Here is an 18,550-nt window from a genome sequence, read left to right as displayed (position 1 = left end):
TTAGAACTGGTAACCCAGATGCAACCAAAGCGCTGTGTCTTGTTCTGCACCTTCAGGAGATATGCGGAACAAGCCGAGATCTAATTGCAGATCACTGAGGCTGACCGGCCCGACACCAAAACTCAGTGGCATATCAACAGCCACACCATAAGTGTCCACATCCGGCATACCGGCAAACTGGTGACGACGGTACAACAGCCGCAAAGGTGGCATCGACTGATGCGCCAGGCTCAGCTGATAACGACGATAGTCCTGGCCCTGCAGCGTGGCAAAAGCCAGCTCAGACGACAAAATCCGGTTTGGATCTACTGCAGCAGTCATCGCAGCCGAACTAAAGCCGCCGAGTCGCAGCAACGCATCCTGCTGCCAACGGCGCTGCCAACGGCCTTCCGCAGCTAAAATCCAGTCTTGCCAACGACCCTGCACCTCAGGAGACCAGTCGACACCACGCCAGCTGTCACCGGCACTCTGGTGGTAACTAAAACTGTTGGCAAAACCAAGCCCCCAGCTATTGCGCTGATGCTGCCAGCTCTGACTCAACACCAAACTGGCACTGCTGTTGTGATCGTCCGGTAATAACTCGCCGTTACCCAAACTGCCGGTTAAATCCAATTCACGCAGTTGTAATTGTTGGTCAAATTGCCACTCACCGGCGCGCCATGGAAAACTCAGCTGCAATAAAGCAGATTTTTGCTTTTCCAAACCCAGCTCGAAATTTTGCTGACCACTCAGGTCAAGCCTGGATTGTTGTAGTGACAATAACACTTTAACCGGCCAACCCTGATAACGCACAGCGCCAAAAGCAGCGCTAAAATCGTTGTGGCTAAGGTCCTTTTGTACACCCAACTGATAATCCAGCATTTTCACCGGATCGCCACCTTTTAACGCAACACCAATAGCATCAGGCGTAAAGTTACTGAAGTGGTAATGCAATGTCAGACTTTGTTGTTGAGGACCTACACCATAAGGCTGTTGGCTGGCGCCAACCGGAGCTTCCTGATGCACCTGCACCTCTGGCATCCGCAGATGATTTTGTACAGGCGCAGTGTCCGTTCTGCGGGTATGGGTTTGGCTGGCTATATCACCAACGGCCGGCTTGATTGAGTTTTTTGCCAGCAACCAGGAGCCTTCACTGGCGGTATTGCCGGCAAAACGTGTCACTTCAACTGCGTTAAATTGTTCAGTCAGATACAAATCCGGCCCTTGCTGATTCACCAGCTGCAACAATAATGAACCATTCTTCATTGGCACAGGCATTTGTACCATTTCCGCGCCCTGTGTCAGCTGCCAAAGCTTTTGGTTTGCTAAATCATATCGATACAAGCACAAACGTCCTTGCTGGCTGGCGACAAAAAATAACGACTTGCCATCAGTACTCCAGTTCGGATAAGACAAATACTGATAACCATCCGGCATTGGCACCAGTTGCTGCAACTGACCAGTTAAATCACGCAGCTGTAATTGCCAGCCTTGTTGGGGTGCAAAGTGCAGCACTGCAAATTGTTGTTGGTTGGGTGAAATTCTTGGAAAATCATAAATTTTCTCAAGTTCAGCTTCAGTCAGAGGCTGAATATCCCCTGTGGCGATGTCAAGCTGCACCAAAGCGGCATAACCGGCTTGCTGACGCTCAGCAATAATAAAACGGCCATCCGGGCTGACATCAAAACGGCGCAAGCCCGCATTCTGACTCAGCGCCTTCACTTCACCCGAAGGCAGGTGCCACTGAAACAAATCCTGCTGCGAATTGCCGTATTGATCTTTAGTGTTAGCACCAAAAACTAATGTCTCTGCATTGAGCCAACGCGGGTCACGCATCCCAGTAAAATTGCGCTGCTCCAGCAAATACTTCTGCTCAGGGTTAAAGCTCGCTGGTTCGGTATCAGCAATGTCCTGCTTGTCGTTTTCCAGCAGTTCTTTCTGGCTTTGCTGAAACTTTTCTCTGGCTTTCTGGTTATCCGCAGTTAAAAACACCTGCAGTTGGCTCTGCTCACGACTGTCATCAGTCACCACTGCCAATAAAGTACCATCCGGGCTTAATGCCGGGCTCTGCTGGCGGCCTTTGCTGTTTAACCAGAGTTTGGCTTGCAGCGGCTGCAGTTGTTGCTGCTGCTGCATACTCTGGAAACTATATTCGGCAACAAAACGTTGATACAAAGTCTGGGCGCTGACGCCATACACACCTTCAAAAGCCTGATCAAAGCTGCGGTTTTTTATTGCCACCTGACGGGTCCAGACAGTATCGAGCTTTTCGACACCATAATTCTGTTCCAGCCAGGCCAGAAAACGGGCACCCACCAGATACGCAAAACCGCGCGCCTGATAACGTCCGTCGGCAGTATTCAACTCGTTATAACGGGGTAAAGCACCTTCCTGTGCCAGCTGCTGTAACCAGGCTTCGGCATAAGCGCTGTACAGCCGGCCTTTACCTGTCAACTTCGACTCCTGCAAGGTGGCATAACCTTCACTGACCCAGCGCGGGCCATCCAGCCTTGTCAGATCAGACAACTGTGACAGCTGATTCAGTTTGTCACGCCATGCGCTACGCTCCGGCTGTGCCAGATGAACCAGGTGAATATATTCATGCAATGCAACCAGCTGCATCCAGCCGGATAAATGATGTAAAGCACTGTCAGACTGCGGCGCTGTGGCAAAAAGTGCCATGGTTGGGGTGTGGCTGAGCGGCAGGGCAAAACCGTTTGGTGCATTGTCGGGATCAAGCAACACCACATCAGTTTTTTTGGCAAGCTGCCGTTGTTGTTGTTTTAATACTAAAGCGCGGCTCTGCTCCAGCTCATGGCCGGCATTTTTCGCCAGCCCCTGAAACTCTTTTGGAAACATTAACCGGAAATTTTCGGTTTCCAGCAACTGCCAGTTTTGCTCTTGTGGACTTTTTGCTTCGGCATGAAGGCACAGCAACAAAGCTGGCCAGACTAACTTTTTCATCAATGATCCATTTGTGATTGGTTTGTAAAAAAACGCCACTGTAATGGATTAGCCCGGAAAAACACCAGTCAAAATGATTAATGTTAGCCATTGAATTGTAAATAAAATTTACATGTTTCTTTATTCGGTTTTCCTCAGTTTTGGCTTTTGCTGCTGCAACCATTGGTAAAACTGTTGTTTTGGTAAAGCACCGGATAACTGGGCAATCAGTTCACCTTGCTGGAACAACATCAGGGTTGGGATAGAGCGGATCTGAAACTGCGCAGCCAGTTGTTGCTGTTGTTCAGTATTAATTTTGCCAAAACGAAAGTCAGGCTCCAGCTCAAGTGCCGCCTGCGCAAATACAGGCGCAAAATTCTGACAAGGCCCACACCAGCTGGCCCAAAAATCCAGCACTATCGGCAATTCTGATTTTTGTACCAGATTGGTAAAATTCATACTGTTAACTTCAACCGGCACACCTGAAAACAAAGGTGTTTTACACTTACCGCAGACAGGCGCTGCCGACAACTTGGCAGCTGCCACCCGGTTTAAACCAGCACAATGAGGACAAGCAATAATCATCAGGATCTCCAGACAGAAGCGGTTTTATACTGTGGGATCTGAGGGAGTAAGACGGCAGTTTCAAGGGCACAGTATCATGATTCAATGCTGCGCTGCCGCAAACCTGATGTTTGACCGTACCGACGTCAACCAGTTGGACAAACTCAGAGTCCTGAAAAAAAGCAGAACGGCATGTGCTGCGATCGTTCAGGGTCAGCACAATTTGAGAAAAAATAGCTAGCTGTTAAGGCTTGCCCGGCAATTTTTAGCCATAAAAAAACCACCCGAAGGTGGTTTTTTTATCTATCCGTTGTTATTCGCGGGTACGGCGTTTTGGCGCGGCACCTGGGCGCGGGCCCGCACCAGCAGGCGCTGATGAAGGACGACGCTCGCCACCAGAACGTTCGGCACGATCGCCACCACGGTCAGCACCAGCATGACCGCCGGTATCCACGCTGATATTCAGTTTTTGCTTACGCACATAAACTTTTTTCAGATGCTGGAAGATTTCGGTTGGAATATCTGCCGGCAGCTCAACAGTTGAGAAGTGGTCAAAAAGTTTGATGTTGCCGATAAACTGGCTGTCGATATTAGCTTCGTTAGCGATAGCGCCAACGATGTCACCGGCCCGAACACCATGTTCTTTACCCACTTCAATACGGTAAGTATTGTAGTTGCCCTGCATTTCGCGACGTGGACGTGGACCACGCTCCGGACGATCACCACGCTCTGGTCTGTCACCACGTTCAAAACGAGGACGATCACCACGCTCAGGACGATCCGGTCTGTCACCACGGGCATGAGGTTCACGGATTTCCGGGAACTGTTTGGCCACATTTAACGGCTGATCTTTTTGTGCCAGGAACAACAGCGCCGCAGCTAAATCTGCATCTGTTGTTTCCAGTTTTTCACGCCAATCGTTAATTAAATCCTGGAAGAAACTTAAGTTTTTCGCTTCGATGGTGTTGGCCAGTTGTTCGCGGAATGACTCAATACGGCGTTGTTCAATCACTTCACCTGTTGGCAGCGACATTTTTTCAATCGGCTGGCGGGTGGCATGTTCGATGGTGCGTAACAGACGACGCTCACGTGGTGACACAAACAGAATAGCTTTACCTAAACGGCCGGCACGACCGGTACGGCCGATACGGTGGACATAAGCTTCACTGTCGTACGGAATGTCATAGTTGATCACCAGGCTAATCCGTTCCACGTCCAGACCCCGGGCAGCAACGTCTGTTGCCACGATAATATCAATCTGACCTGCTTTTAAGCGGCGAATGGTTTGTTCGCGGTTGGCCTGGTTCATATCGCCATTGAGGCAAGCTACAGCATAACCGCGAGCACCTAATTTTTCGGAAATTTCCTCTGTTGCACTTTTGGTACGCACAAAGATGATGCTGGCGTCATATTCTTCGCCTTCCAGTACGCGTGTTAACGCATCCAGCTTCTGATTACTGTCGAGCATGACATAACGTTGGGTAATGCGCTCTACAGTGCTGGTTTTGGATTCAATTTTGATTTCCTGAGCATTTTTCAGGTGCTTCTGGGCAATAGCACGGATTTGCGACGGCATAGTGGCCGAAAACATCGCAACCTGACGGCCTGCCGGAGTGGCATCCATGATCGTCTGCACATCGTCAATAAAGCCCATACGCAACATTTCGTCAGCTTCATCCAGCACGATAGCGCGCAGTTTGTCCAACTGCAGCGTGCCGCGATCCAGGTGATCAAGGATACGACCCGGGGTACCAACAATCACCTGAGAACCACGTTTTAATGATTTCAGCTGGTTGGTATAACTCTGACCACCATATAAAGGCAGTACATGGAATGCCGGCATAAAGCGGGCATAAGCCTGGAATGCTTCTGCAACCTGAATCGCCAATTCGCGGGTTGGAGCTAATACCAGAATTTGTGGTTCGTTTTGGGCCGGATCAAGCCGGGCTAACAGTGGCAGCGCGAAAGCAGCAGTTTTACCTGTACCGGTTTGCGCCTGACCCAGTAAGTCTTCTCCCGCTAACAGTTTTGGGATGGCCGCCGCCTGGATTGGCGATGGAGTTTCATAACCCAATTCTGTAACTGCACGCAAAATTGCATCTGGCAGATCAAGCTGGGAAAAAGTCAGGGACTCAGACATATATTGTATAAACCTCAATAACACGCAGGCGATAGTGGTTGTGCTATTGTAGTTTTACAGAGCCTGCTTTGCTGTAAAAATACCCCAAACGTGCAAAAAGCGTGGCTTTGCACGTTTTTATTCCAGTAGTATAGCCAATCATTTTTCCTGACAAGGGTTTGACAGATGATTGAGATCCTCGTGGGCAGCCAAATGGGCGCAGCTGAATACACTGCTGAACAAGTAGCTGATACACTGGTACAAGCGGGTTATGAAGTCAGGCTGCATCTGACACCCGAATTAGAACAACTGACCAGAAACGCTATCTGGTTAGTGATCACCTCGACCTACGGTGCGGGTGATCTGCCCGACAATATCCAACCCTTTGCGGATCAATTAGCACAAGATCGAAGTGATCTTACCACAGTTTCTTATGCCGTGATCACTTTAGGTGACTCCAGCTATGATACTTTTTGTCAGGCAGGGCGGAAAATGGAAGCTTTGTTGCAAAAAAATGGCGCACAAAGTCTTGGTTTAACACTCAATATTGATGTGCTTCAACCCGAACTACCCGAAGACATAGCTTGTGCCTGGCTACCTGAATTTATAAAAACTGTCGCAACGACAGAACAACACAGCTAAAAGACAGCGGTCAAAACAGCACTGATATAAAAGTTGGATCCGGCTTCCCAAAAGCCAGGTGTTTTTAGTCAGTGCTCAGCACAGATCTAAATTCAGCGATAAAAAAAGCGGGCTTTTCAGCCCGCCAACTACACAAGTCACTGTCCAGAAACTGGATTTCTAACGTACTTCCATGTTGGCATCAGCAATGAAACACCAACAAAACCAAGTATCTGCGTTTTAGCAGCCCAATTCTTAATATCAATCTGATAAATGCATGATAAAGCTCAGATCTGAGTTATGATCCAGCTATACCAGCTTATCCACAAATTAATCATAAACCAGAGGCAACTGTGAATAAGTGGCGTATAACTAACTTAATAACGTGGTATTATCCTCTTAATGAAATATTCACTCTGTTGGCTTGTGGATAAAACATCGAGTTGATCACAGGATCACGGCTGGCAGATCCGGATCAGATCACAGTTTAGATCTTCCGTAAGATCTTGATCCTTTTCAGCAAAAATTGGTTATCCACCTAAAACACTGTGCTTAGTAGTAAGAATAATAAAAAGATCTCTTTAAAGATCCTTATATATTTAAAGCCAACTGAGGATCCGGATCAGATTTTAGCCATTTCGTTTCAGTGCCGATCCAGTTACAATACGTGCCCTTTTTTCGCGTTATCCTTGAAGTTGCAGAGGCAGATATGTTGTTCCAACAAAGTTACGATGTGATTGTAGTCGGCGGTGGCCACGCCGGTACCGAAGCCGCATTAGCAGCCGCACGCATGGGCATGCAAACTTTGCTGTTAACCCATAACGTAGAGACCCTGGGTCTGATGTCCTGTAACCCGGCTATTGGCGGTATTGGTAAAGGCCATCTGGTTAAAGAAATTGATGCGCTGGGCGGTGCTATGGCAAAAGCCACAGATTTGGCCGGGATCCAGTTCCGCACTCTGAATAGCTCTAAAGGCCCTGCTGTACGGGCTACCCGCGCCCAGGCTGACCGTCAGTTGTACCGTGCTGCTATCCGCAATATGCTGGAAAACCAGCCAAATCTGCAGATCTTTCAACAAGCCTGTGATGATTTAATTGTTGAACAAGATCGTGTTTGTGGTGTTGTGACCCAGATGGGTCTGAAATTTACCGCTAAAACTGTGGTGCTTACAGTCGGCACCTTTCTCGGTGGCCAAATTCACATTGGCCTGGAGAACTATTCAGGCGGCAGAGCCGGCGATCCACCGTCCATTGCTCTGGCAAAACGTTTAAGAGCCTTGCCTTTCAGGGTTGGCAGATTAAAAACCGGCACACCACCAAGGATCGATGCCCGTAGTGTCGATTTTTCTAAAATGCAGCCTCAGCCTGGTGATACGCCACTGCCGGTGATGTCTTTTATGGGAAAAGTCAGCGATCACCCGCAGCAGATCCCGTGTTTTATCACTTACACCAATGAAAAAACCCACGATATTATCCGTGGTGGTTTAGACAGATCGCCTATGTACACTGGTGTGATTGAAGGTATTGGCCCACGTTATTGCCCTTCAATTGAAGACAAGATCAACCGTTTTGCTGACAAAGATAAACATCAGATCTTTATCGAACCTGAGGGTTTAACCACTCATGAGTTGTATCCAAATGGTATTTCAACCAGCCTGCCCTTTGATGTGCAGCTGGCCTTAGTGCATTCAATTCCGGGTCTGGAAAATGCACACATTACCCGTCCTGGTTACGCCATTGAATATGACTTTTTTGATCCAAGAGATCTAAAAACATCATTAGAAACCAAATTTATCAAAGGTTTATTCTTTGCTGGTCAAATTAACGGCACTACGGGTTATGAAGAAGCCGGGGCTCAGGGTTTGCTGGCCGGTTTAAACGCTGCACTTTTTGTGCAGGAAAAAGACGCCTGGGTGCCAAGCCGCGATCAGGCCTACACTGGCGTTTTGGTCGACGATCTGACCACTATGGGTACCAAAGAACCGTACCGTATGTTCACCAGCCGTGCTGAATACCGTTTGATGTTACGCGAAGACAATGCTGATTTACGCTTAACCGCCAAAGGCCGCGAACTTGGCTTGGTAGACGACGCACGCTGGGCCGCATTTAACGCCAAAATGGAACAGATTGAACTGGAACGCCAGCGCCTGAAACAAAGCTGGATCCACCCACAACATGCGGCTTTGGCTGAAGTAAATGCGTTATTAAAAACGCCGTTAAGCCGGGAAGCCAGCCTGGAAGATCTGATCCGTCGCCCTGAAGTCAATTATCAGGATCTGATGGCCATTGAAGGTGTGGGGCCTGCACTCAATGATGCCGCTGCAGCCGAACAGGTGGAAATCCAGATCAAATACGAAGGTTATATTAACCGGCAACAGGACGAGATCGCCAAGCAGGAGCGCAACGAAAATACCCGCCTGCCGGCTCAGTTTGATTATGCCGTGGTAAAAGGTTTATCCAACGAAGTGGTGGTGAAACTCAATCAGGCGCAACCTGAAACTGTAGGTCAGGCATCAAGGATCTCTGGTATTACGCCAGCCGCTATTTCGTTGTTACTGGTGTTCCTGAAAAAACAGGGTTTGTTGCGTAAATCTGCTTAAGGTTGTGTTTGCATGTTAGAAAAATTACGTCAGCTGGTGGCGCAAACCAGTTTGCAATTGTCAGAGCAACAACTGCAACAACTGGTGCAGTATGTGCAGTTGCTGGACAAATGGAACAGCGCTTACAACCTGACATCAGTGCGCGATCCAATGGAAATGCTGGTCAAACACATCATGGACAGCCTGGCGGTGGCACCTTTTGTCAAAGGCCAGCGCATTATTGACGTGGGGACTGGCCCTGGTTTACCTGGTATTCCGCTGGCGATTTGTTTTCCGCAAAAGCAGTTCACCCTGCTCGACAGTCTGGGCAAAAGGATCCGTTTTTTAAATCAGGTGAAATTACAGCTCGGTTTACAGAATGTAACTCCACTGCAAAGCCGGGTGGAAGATCACCAACCGGCGCAGGGTTATGATCAGGTGCTGAGTCGTGCTTTTGCTTCGTTAAGTGATATGATCGGCTGGTGTGCCCATTTGCCGGCAGATCATGGCCAATTTCTCGCCATGAAAGGTGCCCAGGTTGCAGAAGAAATTGCAGCTTTGCCGGATTTTGTTAAAGTTGTCGCCAACGAGACTTTACAGGTACCGGAACTGACCGGGCAGCGCTTTTTGGTCATAGTCGAAAAAATACCAGGCTGATTTACTTTTCGAGGGAATGCTGTGGGAAAAATCATCGCTATTGCGAATCAGAAAGGTGGTGTTGGTAAAACCACAACCGCAGTCAATCTGGCCGCTTCGATGGCGGCAACCAAACGTAAAGTATTACTGATTGATTTAGACCCGCAGGGCAACGCCACTATGGGCAGTGGTGTTGATAAATACGAAGTGCCGGCAACTGCCTATGAGTTGCTGGTGGACGAAAAACCGCTGCCGGAAGTGGTGGTAAAAGAAACCGCAGGTGGTTATCACCTGGTGGCTGCAAACTCAGATGTTACTGCAGCTGAAGTGCGCTTGCTGGATGTATTTGCCCGCGAACTGCGCCTGCGCAATGCACTGAAAAACTACCGTGACCAATACGATTTTATTTTTATTGATTGTCCACCTTCACTCAATATGCTGACTGTGAACGCCATGGCGGCAGCTGATTCAGTATTGGTACCTATGCAGTGTGAGTATTATGCACTGGAAGGTTTAACCGCTTTGGTGGAAACCATCAATAAACTGGCCGCAGTGGTTAATGCCGATCTGAAAATTGAAGGTATTTTGCGCACCATGTACGACCCGCGCAACCGGCTGGCCAACGACGTTTCTGAACAGTTAAAACGGCATTTTGGTGAAAAAGTCTATCGTGCCGTGATCCCACGTAATGTCCGTCTGGCGGAAGCCCCCAGTTTTGGTACGCCGGTGATGTATTACGACAAAAGCTCGACCGGCGCAAAAGCCTACCTGGCACTGGCAGGGGAAATTTTGCGGCGTTCGGATAAAAAACAAGTAAAAACAGCAGCTTCTGTCTGATTTTTTAAGGAATTAAGGCGCAATGTCGGTAAAAAAACGTGGTTTAGGACGGGGTCTGGACGCTTTGTTAACTTCAGGCCGGCCGCAGGTTCAGGTCCAGGAAGTTGCTGAAACTCAGACTGAAAGTCACCCACACGAATTACAAAAGTTGCCGATTGAGTGGTTAACTCCTGGCAAATATCAGCCCCGCAAAGACATGTCGCAGGAAGCGCTGGATGATTTAGCCAGTTCTATCCGTGCCCAGGGCGTGATCCAGCCAATAGTGGTGCGGGAACTGGCTGCGGAGTCTTATGAAATTATCGCCGGTGAACGGCGTTGGCGTGCCTCACAAATTGCTGGTCTGGCCGAAGTGCCTTGTATCATCAAAAATGTGCCGGACGAGGCAGCTGTAGCTATTGCGCTGATTGAAAATATTCAGCGTGAAGATCTCAATGCCATGGAAGAAGCAGTGGCATTACAACGGCTTTTAACCGAATTTGAATTAACCCATCAACAAGTTGCTGACGCTGTTGGCAAGTCCCGCACTACTGTGACCAATTTGCTGCGTCTGAACCAGCTGGCCGACGATGTGAAAACCCTGCTGGAGCATGGTGATATTGAAATGGGTCATGCCCGTGCTTTGCTGGCGCTTAGTGAAAGCCAGCAGTCTGATGCCGGCCGTATTATTGCGGCAAAACAGCTGACAGTACGTGAAACCGAAAGTCTGGTACGTCGTTTACTGGAACCAGCACCTGAAGCACAACCTAAGGTGAAAGACCCGGATGTAGCGGCGCTGGAGCAGCGGTTAAGTGAACGTTTTGCCGCGCCGGTCAGTATCAGTTACAGCAAAAAAGGCAAAGGTGAACTGGTGATCGGGTATAGCAACCTGAATGAACTGGATGGCATTTTGGAAAAACTTGGTCTGACCCCGGCTGAAAACTAAGCAGTTAGTTTACCAAAATACCGACAAATCAAGCCTTAGCGCCGCTTTTGGTTGCAAAAATAAGGCAGTTAAGTATACTTGCGCGAGTTTTTTGCGCTGTAGTTTGAGCATTCTACAGGTGGTATTCGTTGACTTTAACCACAACAAAACAGCGCTTCAGACTGATTTTTAAGACTTTTATCTGGCAGTTTGTTGCTGCATTGTTACTTGCAGCTGGCGTTTATCTGGCTTTTGATGCCTTAGGCGCCAAATCTGCCCTATATGGCGCGTTATGTGTAGTTGTGCCCCATTGTGTCTTTACGTGGTATGTGTTTCGTTTTCGCGGGACTGATCAGTTACAGCTGATTCTGAAGTCCATTTATCGCGGCGAAACCTTCAAATTTTTATTGATGGCATTGCTGGTGATGGCAGTGCTTAAACACGCTGTAATAGTCGATTGGCTATTTTTTGCCGGAATTGTTTCCGCGTTGATATTACAGGTGTTTTTACCGATTTTGATTAACTACGATAATTGGGACTAACGATGGCATCTGGTGCTGAGCTTACAAGCAAAGAGTATATTACCCACCACTTGACCAACTGGAGTGTCGGCGAGGGTTTTTGGACCTGGCACGTTGATACTTTAGGCTGGTCAATTCTTATGGGACTTGTGTTCCTGTTCTCCTTCCGTGCAGTGGCGAAAAAAGCCAATGCCGGTGTCCCGACCAAATGGCAATGTGCCGTTGAAATGGTCGTGGAGTTTATCAACGATACCGTCAAAGGTACCTTTCATGGCAAGAGCGCCGTTATTGCGCCTTTAGCCCTGACGATCTTTGTTTGGGTATTCCTGATGAACCTGCTGGACTTAGTGCCTGTTGACTTCATTCCTTACGCTGCCCAAATGATTGGTGGTGCAATGGGTTATGATCCGGCACATGTTTACATGAAAATTGTACCTACCACAGACTTAAACATGACCTTCGCCCTGGCCATTGGTGTGTTTATCCTGATGATCGGTTACTCGATCAAAATCAAAGGCATCGGCGGTTTTATTAAAGAACTGACGACTCAGCCGTTTAACACGCCTTGGTTGTACTGGTTCAACTTTATTCTGGAAGTGGTGGCGTTATTAGCCAAACCTCTGTCACTGGCGCTGCGGTTATTCGGTAACCTCTATGCCGGCGAGCTGATCTTCATTCTGATTGCACTTCTGGGTGTATGGCAGTTACCACTGCACTTCCCATGGGCGATGTTCCACATTCTGGTTATTACACTGCAAGCCTTTATTTTCATGGTGTTAACAGTGGTATACCTGAGTATGGCGCACGAGCATCATTAATATCGATTTCGTTTTAACTTTAACTTTAACTTTAGAAACTCGGAGAAAATCATGGAAATGGTATTAGGTTTAAAATACATCGCTGTAGCTCTGTTAATCGGTTTCGGTGCTTTAGGTACTGCGATTGGTTTCGGTACTTTAGGTGGTAAATTCCTGGAGTCTGCTGCACGTCAACCAGAATTAGCTCCTTCTTTACAAGGTAAAATGTTTATCGTTGCTGGTCTGATCGACGCCATCGCGATGATCGGTGTTGCTATCGGTCTGTACATGCTGTTCGCTATCTAATTGGCAGCCAACAGAACATTTACTTTTTGTAATTAAGGAGAAGCGTTCGTGAATATTAACGCCACTCTCATTGGTGAGTTAATCGCGTTTTTGGTGTTTGTCATCGCCTGTATGAAATGGGTATGGCCACCAATTATCGGCGCCATTGAAACTCGCCAGCAAAAAATTGCAGATGGCCTGGCCGCGAGTGATCGTGCCGAACAGGACCTGCGTTTAGCGCAAGAGAATGCAAAGAAACAGCTGATCGAAGCAAAAGCCCAGGCTTCTGCCCTGATCGACCAGGCTAAAAAACGCGAAGCGCAGATTATTGACGAAGCTGCGGTGAAAGCGCAGGCAGAGCGGGAAAAAATCCTGGCTCAGGCCAAAGCTGAAGTTGAAGCTGAACGCATCCGGGCGAAAGAAGAGTTACGTAAGCAAGTTGCTGCTCTGGCAGTTGCCGGTGCAGAACGTATTCTTCAACGTTCGATTGATGAAGCTGCCCACAGCGACATCCTGGAAAAACTGGTTGCAGAACTATAAAGAGGAAGAGCCATGTCTGAACTGACGATTGTCGCTCGTCCTTATGCCAAAGCGGCGTTTGACTTTGCAGTTGAACAAAACGCTTTGGCGGCCTGGGCCGATATGCTGTTTTTTGCTGCTGAAGTAGCAAACAACGCTGTTGTTGCCGAGCGCCTGCAAAACAACAGTGGTGCTGAAGCACAGGCTGAGTTTTTTATCCAGGTATGTGGTGCGCAACTCAATGAACAAGGCCAGAACTTGATTAAAGTGATGGCTGAAAACAAACGTTTATTGGCGTTGCCTGCTGTGTTGGAAGCATTTTTGTTGTTAAAAGCCGAACATGAAAAAGAAGCAACAGTTGATGTTGTTTCTGCCACTGTTCTGAGCGCAGCACAACAGGAAAAGCTCACCACAGCTTTGTCACAGCGTTTAGCACGCAATGTTAAGTTGAACTGTAGCGTAGACCCGACTGTTGTCGGTGGTATGTTAATCAAAGCCGGTGATATGGTTATTGATGGCTCAGTTCGCGGTAAGTTAGACCGTTTAGCCACTGCGCTGCAGTCATAATTGGGGATTAGAGCATGCAACTGAATTCCACTGAAATCTCTGAACTGATCAAACAACGTATTGCTCAGTTTGAAGTTGTCAGTGAAGCTCGTAACGAAGGTACTATCGTGTCTGTTACCGATGGTATCATCCGTATCAATGGCCTTGCTGACTGTATGCAAGGTGAGATGATTGAGCTTCCTGGTAACCGTTACGCTATCGCACTGAACTTAGAGCGCAGCTCTGTAGGTGCCGTAGTCATGGGTCCATATGCGGACCTGCGTGAAGGTATTAAAGTAAAAGCCACTGGCCGTATTTTAGAAGTGCCGGTAGGTCCAGGTCTGTTAGGTCGTGTGGTGAACACTTTAGGTGAACCAATCGACGGTAAAGGCCCGGTACAAGCTGCTGCATTTGCACCGGTAGAAAAAATTGCACCAGGCGTAATCGACCGTCAATCGGTAGATCAGCCAATGCAAACTGGTTACAAATCAGTAGACTCGATGATTCCAATCGGCCGTGGCCAGCGTGAGCTGATCATCGGTGACCGTCAGACTGGTAAAACAGCACTGGCCATCGACGCCATCATCAACCAGAAAACTTCTGGTGTGAAATGTATTTATGTTTGTATCGGTCAGAAAGCTTCGACCATTGCCAACGTAGTACGTAAGCTGGAAGAGCACGGTGCACTGGCCCACACTATCGTGGTTGTTGCTTCTGCTTCTGAAGCTGCTGCACTGCAATTCCTGGCGCCATACTCTGGTTGTACCATGGGTGAATACTTCCGTGACCGCGGTGAAGATGCGCTGATCGTATACGATGACTTGTCAAAACAAGCCGTGGCATACCGTCAAATCTCTCTGTTGTTACGCCGTCCACCAGGACGTGAAGCTTACCCAGGCGACGTATTCTATTTACACAGCCGTCTGTTAGAGCGTGCATCTCGTGTTAACGAGCATTATGTTGAGCGTTTAACCAATGGCGAAGTGAAAGGCAAAACAGGTTCTTTAACTGCACTGCCAATCATTGAAACCCAGGGTGGTGACGTTTCTGCATTCGTACCAACCAACGTGATTTCAATCACAGACGGTCAGATCTTCTTAGAATCTAACCTGTTTAACGCCGGTATCCGTCCAGCCGTAAACGCTGGTATTTCGGTATCTCGTGTTGGTGGTGCTGCTCAGACCAAGATCATCAAAAAGCTTGGTGGTGGTATTCGTCTGGCATTAGCTCAGTTCTCTGAACTGGCGGCATTTGCTCAGTTCGCTTCAGACCTGGACGATGCGACCCGTGCGCAGTTAGACCATGGTCAGAAAGTAACTGAACTGATGAAGCAGTTACAGTACGCACCAATGGGCGTAGCTGATATGGGCGTGTCGATTTATGCCATCGAAAAAGGCTACATGAAAGACGTTGAAGTTGCGAAAATTCTCGACTTCGAAGCTGCCCTGCTGGCTTATATGCATGCAGAGCACGGCGCATTCATGGCTGATCTGAACAAAACCGGTAACTACAACGACCAAATCGAAGCCACTATCAAGGGCGCGATTGAGAAGTTTAAAGCGACTCAGACCTGGTAATTCAGGTATTGGCATCGGGTGGTGGTAACACCACCCTTCGTTGAAATTTTCGGAGATTAGTCATGGCCGGCGCAAAAGAGATAAAAAGTAAGATCGGGAGTATTAACAATACTCGTAAGATCACCAGCGCTATGGAAAAGGTTGCAGTCAGCAAAATGCGCAGAGCGCAAGAGCGGGTTGCACAAAGCCGTCCATACGCTGAAGGTATGCGCAAAGTGATCGGTAATATCGCTAACGGTACCCTCGAGTTTCGCCACCCGTTCTTGACAGAACGTCCGGTGAAAAACGTGGGTTACATTGTGATATCAACAGACCGGGGTCTTTGCGGCGGCTTGAATACCAACGAATTTAAACGTGTGATGATCGACCTCAAAGCGTGGAAAGAACAAGGCGCCAATGCTGAGTTTGCCGTGATCGGTAACAAAGCCACAGCCTTCTTCAAACGTTTTGGCGGTAAAGTAGTTGCACAACAAGTGGGTTCAGGCGATACACCACGTTTGGCTGATGTCATTGGTACTGTGCGGGTCATGCTGAATGAATATTCTGAAGGCAAAATTGACCGTTTGTTCCTGGTATACAACAACTTTGTCAATACCATGAAGCAAGAGCCAGTGATTGAGCAACTCTTACCTTTGCCAAAAGCAGAGCTGTCAGCCAGAAGTCACAGCTGGGACTACATTTACGAGCCAGATCCAAAAGCTATCCTCGAGAAGTTAATGGACCGCTACGTAGAGTCTCAGGTTTATCAGGGTGTTGTGGAAAACGCAGCCAGCGAACAGGCAGCGCGGATGGTGGCAATGAAGGCCGCTACCGATAACGCCGGCAACCTGATGGATGACTTGAAACTGGTTTACAACAAAGCCCGTCAGGCAGCTATTACGCAGGAACTGAGCGAAATCGTCGCCGGTGCTGCCGCTGTTTAACGCTTAGGTTTACAGGTTTGAGAAATTAGAGGAATTAACATGAGTCAAGGTAAGGTAGTCCAAATCATTGGCGCCGTTGTGGATATCGACTTTCCACAAGAATCGGTACCTGGTATCTATGACGCGTTAAACGTAACAAACGGCGACCTGGCTGGTTTAGTACTTGAAGTACAACAACAGCTGGGCGGCGGTACTGTTCGTACCATCGCGTTAGGTTCAACTGACGGTCTGCGTCGTGGTGCTGAAGTGACCAACACTGGCAAAGCGATTCACGTACCTGTAGGTAAAGCAACTCTCGGCCGTATCATGAACGTGCTGGGTGAGCCAATCGACGAAGCGGGTCCAATCGGTGAAGAAGAGCGTTGGGCTATCCACCGTTCTGCACCAAGCTACGAAGATCAGGCTGCTTCAAATGCGCTGTTAGAAACTGGTATCAAGGTTATCGACCTGGTATGCCCGTTTGCCAAAGGTGGTAAAGTTGGTCTGTTCGGTGGTGCCGGTGTAGGTAAAACCGTAAACATGATGGAACTGATCCGTAACATCGCAATCGAGCACAGCGGTTATTCAGTATTCGCCGGTGTAGGTGAGCGTACCCGTGAAGGTAACGACTTCTACCACGAAATGAACGACTCAAACGTTCTGGACAAAGTATCACTGGTGTATGGCCAGATGAACGAGCCGCCAGGAAACCGTTTACGTGTAGCTCTGACCGGTCTGACTATGGCCGAGAAGTTCCGTGACGAAGGTCGTGACGTTCTGTTCTTCGTAGATAACATCTACCGTTACACCCTGGCCGGTACTGAAGTATCAGCACTTCTGGGCCGTATGCCATCTGCAGTAGGTTACCAGCCAACGCTGGCCGAAGAGATGGGTGTACTGCAAGAGCGTATCACTTCAACCAAAACTGGTTCTATCACTTCTGTACAAGCGGTTTACGTACCAGCGGACGACTTAACTGACCCGTCACCAGCCACTACGTTCTCTCACTTAGACGCAACAGTAGTACTGAGCCGTAACATTGCTTCTCTGGGTATTTACCCGGCGATCGACCCACTGGACTCTACTTCACGTCAGTTAGATCCACTGGTGATCGGTAAAGAGCACTATGAAGTGGCTCGTGGCGTGCAGTCAGTACTGCAACGTTACAAAGAGTTAAAAGACATCATCGCGATCCTGGGTATGGACGAACTGTCTGATGAAGACCGTACTACTGTATTCCGTGCTCGTAAAATCCAGCGTTTCCTGTCGCAGCCGTTCTTCGTTGCTGAAGTATTCACTGGTTCGCCAGGTAAATACGTTCCGCTGAAAGAAACTATCCGTGGTTTTAAAGGCATTCTGGAAGGTGAATTTGATCACATGCCAGAACAAGCCTTCTACATGGTTGGTTCTATCGACGAAGCAATCGAAAAAGCGAAGAAGCTGTAATTTTACAGCTTTAGGAGAGCGAAATGGCGATGACAGTACAGTTGGACGTAGTAAGTGCCGAAGAGAAAATTTTCTCTGGCCTTGTTGAGTCCATTCAGGTTACTGGTAGCGAAGGTGAGCTGGGTATTTTACCTGGCCACATTCCACTGCTGACTGGCATCAAGCCAGGTATGGTCCGGATTGTAAAACAGTTTGGTGAAGAGCACCTGATCTATGTTGCCGGTGGCGTGCTGGAAGTTCAGCCGCATGGTGTGATCGTGCTTGCCGACGTTGCAGTCCGTGCTGAAGACCTGGATGAGCAAGCCGCCCTGGCCGCCCAGAAACAGGCACAGGAAGCGATGCAACATGCCGGCGCTGACTTTAACTACGCAGAAGCAGCGGCTCAACTGGCCGAAGCAATTGCTCAGTTACGTCTGATCCAGAAACTGCGCAAAAAGTAATTTTTGCTGAGTCTGAAAAAGCCACCGCAAGGTGGCTTTTTTATTGCTGATTCAGGTGTGCTGCAACACCGATCTGATGGAAACCGGACTTTTGTCCACCACATTCTCCTTCGCACCAGCATTTATCGCGGATGAATGTTACAACTGTAAATTAAAGGTATAATCGAGCCGCTTGTTGTCAACAACAGATGCTGCTGGTGCAAACAGTTGAACGACAACAGATTAAGTTATTATTTATTAAGTATATAAATTGATGGTCGGCAAGGTTCGGTCAAAAGCTCAATGAAGTTTTGTTTGATACAGCTTCTGCATAACATGGATGCCGGTTCTTATAGTGAA

General features: G+C 48.3%; 17 protein-coding genes. 14 read left to right on the top strand and 3 right to left on the bottom strand.

Going from position 1 to position 18,550, the window contains the following annotated elements:
• The 3 genes from V7P87_RS07240 to V7P87_RS07230 all read right to left on the bottom strand — a co-directional run bounded on the left by V7P87_RS07240 (position 1) and on the right by V7P87_RS07230 (position 5,626).
• A complete protein-coding gene (locus tag V7P87_RS07240; protein ID WP_333796831.1) occupies positions 1-2,943 on the bottom strand; it encodes a TolB family protein in 2,943 nt (980 codons plus the stop codon).
• Positions 2,944-3,063: 120 nt separating this feature from the next.
• Positions 3,064-3,507: a thioredoxin TrxC gene (trxC, locus tag V7P87_RS07235; RefSeq protein ID WP_442967941.1), complete on the bottom strand. Its 444-nt coding sequence runs from the start codon at positions 3,505-3,507 to the stop codon at positions 3,064-3,066.
• Positions 3,508-3,799: 292 nt separating this feature from the next.
• Positions 3,800-5,626, bottom strand: coding sequence for a DEAD/DEAH box helicase (locus tag V7P87_RS07230; RefSeq protein ID WP_333796830.1), 1,827 nt, complete (start codon positions 5,624-5,626; stop codon positions 3,800-3,802).
• 165 nt (positions 5,627-5,791) lie between these two features.
• Between V7P87_RS07230 and mioC the strand changes: the two genes are divergently transcribed.
• The 14 genes from mioC (at position 5,792) to V7P87_RS07160 (ending at position 18,211) form a co-directional block, all read left to right on the top strand.
• On the top strand, positions 5,792-6,247 hold the full coding sequence (gene mioC, locus V7P87_RS07225) for an FMN-binding protein MioC (protein WP_333796829.1): 456 nt from the start codon (positions 5,792-5,794) through the stop codon (positions 6,245-6,247).
• A 688-nt stretch (positions 6,248-6,935) separates the two neighbouring features.
• On the top strand, positions 6,936-8,825 hold the full coding sequence (mnmG, locus tag V7P87_RS07220) for a tRNA uridine-5-carboxymethylaminomethyl(34) synthesis enzyme MnmG (RefSeq protein WP_333796828.1): 1,890 nt from the start codon (positions 6,936-6,938) through the stop codon (positions 8,823-8,825).
• Positions 8,826-8,837: 12 nt separating this feature from the next.
• Entirely contained in the window at positions 8,838-9,461 is a 624-nt protein-coding gene (rsmG, locus tag V7P87_RS07215; RefSeq protein ID WP_333796827.1) for a 16S rRNA (guanine(527)-N(7))-methyltransferase RsmG, read from the top strand.
• Between the two features lie 21 nt (positions 9,462-9,482).
• Entirely contained in the window at positions 9,483-10,277 is a 795-nt protein-coding gene (locus V7P87_RS07210) for a ParA family protein (protein ID WP_260657563.1), read from the top strand.
• Between the two features lie 22 nt (positions 10,278-10,299).
• Complete coding sequence (locus tag V7P87_RS07205; RefSeq protein ID WP_296298923.1) at positions 10,300-11,199, top strand: ParB/RepB/Spo0J family partition protein; 900 nt, start codon at positions 10,300-10,302, stop codon at positions 11,197-11,199.
• Between the two features lie 128 nt (positions 11,200-11,327).
• On the top strand, positions 11,328-11,720 hold the full coding sequence (locus tag V7P87_RS07200) for an ATP synthase subunit I (protein ID WP_296298922.1): 393 nt from the start codon (positions 11,328-11,330) through the stop codon (positions 11,718-11,720).
• A 2-nt stretch (positions 11,721-11,722) separates the two neighbouring features.
• Entirely contained in the window at positions 11,723-12,517 is a 795-nt protein-coding gene (gene atpB / locus V7P87_RS07195) for a F0F1 ATP synthase subunit A (protein ID WP_296298920.1), read from the top strand.
• A gap of 51 nt (positions 12,518-12,568) precedes the next feature.
• Positions 12,569-12,802, top strand: a complete 234-nt coding sequence (gene atpE / locus V7P87_RS07190) for a F0F1 ATP synthase subunit C (protein WP_260657559.1) — start codon at positions 12,569-12,571, stop codon at positions 12,800-12,802.
• 48 nt (positions 12,803-12,850) lie between these two features.
• Complete coding sequence (atpF, locus tag V7P87_RS07185) at positions 12,851-13,321, top strand: F0F1 ATP synthase subunit B (RefSeq protein WP_260657558.1); 471 nt, start codon at positions 12,851-12,853, stop codon at positions 13,319-13,321.
• 12 nt (positions 13,322-13,333) lie between these two features.
• Positions 13,334-13,867: a F0F1 ATP synthase subunit delta gene (gene atpH, locus V7P87_RS07180; protein WP_333796826.1), complete on the top strand. Its 534-nt coding sequence runs from the start codon at positions 13,334-13,336 to the stop codon at positions 13,865-13,867.
• 14 nt (positions 13,868-13,881) lie between these two features.
• The gene (atpA, locus tag V7P87_RS07175; RefSeq protein WP_296298915.1) at positions 13,882-15,423 is read left to right on the top strand and encodes a F0F1 ATP synthase subunit alpha; all 1,542 of its coding nucleotides are present in this window, start codon (positions 13,882-13,884) and stop codon (positions 15,421-15,423) included.
• A gap of 62 nt (positions 15,424-15,485) precedes the next feature.
• A complete protein-coding gene (gene atpG, locus V7P87_RS07170) occupies positions 15,486-16,346 on the top strand; it encodes a F0F1 ATP synthase subunit gamma (RefSeq protein WP_260657555.1) in 861 nt (286 codons plus the stop codon).
• A gap of 39 nt (positions 16,347-16,385) precedes the next feature.
• Positions 16,386-17,771 carry a F0F1 ATP synthase subunit beta gene (atpD, locus tag V7P87_RS07165; RefSeq protein WP_260657554.1) on the top strand — a complete coding sequence of 462 codons (1,386 nt, stop codon included), beginning with the start codon at positions 16,386-16,388 and terminating at the stop codon, positions 17,769-17,771.
• Positions 17,772-17,794: 23 nt separating this feature from the next.
• Entirely contained in the window at positions 17,795-18,211 is a 417-nt protein-coding gene (locus V7P87_RS07160; RefSeq protein ID WP_260657553.1) for a F0F1 ATP synthase subunit epsilon, read from the top strand.
• The last annotated feature ends 339 nt before the right edge of the window (positions 18,212-18,550 follow it).

The organism is Rheinheimera sp., from assembly GCF_036782235.1.
Lineage (GTDB): Bacteria > Pseudomonadota > Gammaproteobacteria > Enterobacterales > Alteromonadaceae > Pararheinheimera.
Note: the sequence above shows the minus strand (reverse complement) of the source record. Positions and strands in the feature narration are given on the sequence as shown.